The organism is Vibrio sp. 1288 (assembly GCF_033344475.1).
The window spans coordinates 1-598 of record NZ_JAWPOX010000800.1 but is presented as its reverse complement, the minus strand read 5'-3'; the positions used below and the strand labels follow the sequence as shown (position 1 = coordinate 598).

The 598-nt window shown below is 46.3% G+C and carries 1 protein-coding gene; it reads left to right on the top strand.

Annotated elements, in window-relative coordinates; all coding sequences use genetic code 11:
- Positions 1–598, top strand: a 598-nt coding sequence (locus R8O11_RS29445) for a cellulose biosynthesis cyclic di-GMP-binding regulatory protein BcsB (protein ID WP_318195152.1), incomplete at both ends; no start/stop codon positions are given.

The following is a 598-nucleotide window of genomic DNA, read 5'->3' as shown; positions in this document are numbered from 1 at the left end:
TAAGCAATACGCGGTCATTGATGGTGACTCTACGGTTGATTTTAGTGGTTTCCCTCACTACATCGAAATGCCAAATATGCGCGCTTTTGCTACTTCTGGTTTCCCTTACACTCGCATGGCCGATTTGTCAGAAACTGCGATTGTTGTTCCAGAGAGAGCTCCAAAAGAAGTGTTGCAGACCTTCTTAAACGTCATGGGGTCGTTAGGACGTGATTCTGGGTACCCAGGTATTCAGGTGCTTTTGACAGACAAATGGAATGCTGAGCAACTAAAAGATAAAGACATCCTGACGATCGGTGTTGTGGATGCACTAGAAGAAGCCGCTAATAATCCTGACCAAGTTAACTTAGTGGTTAAAGAGGGTCAGAGACAAATTCGCCTACCAAGCAAAAATGAAAAGCAGCTCGGAATGAACTGGATGAGTCCAAGTGATGCTCGTCAAGTGGCCGCGGATTATGTTTCTGTTGAGGCTGAGGGCTCTTTTGCTGCTATTTATGGTGCAGAATCGCCATTTACGAAAAAACGCAGCGTCATTTCTATTATGGCGGCTCACCCGTCAGATTTTTCGTCGGTTGATCGCGCGTTGGCTGACTCCGGT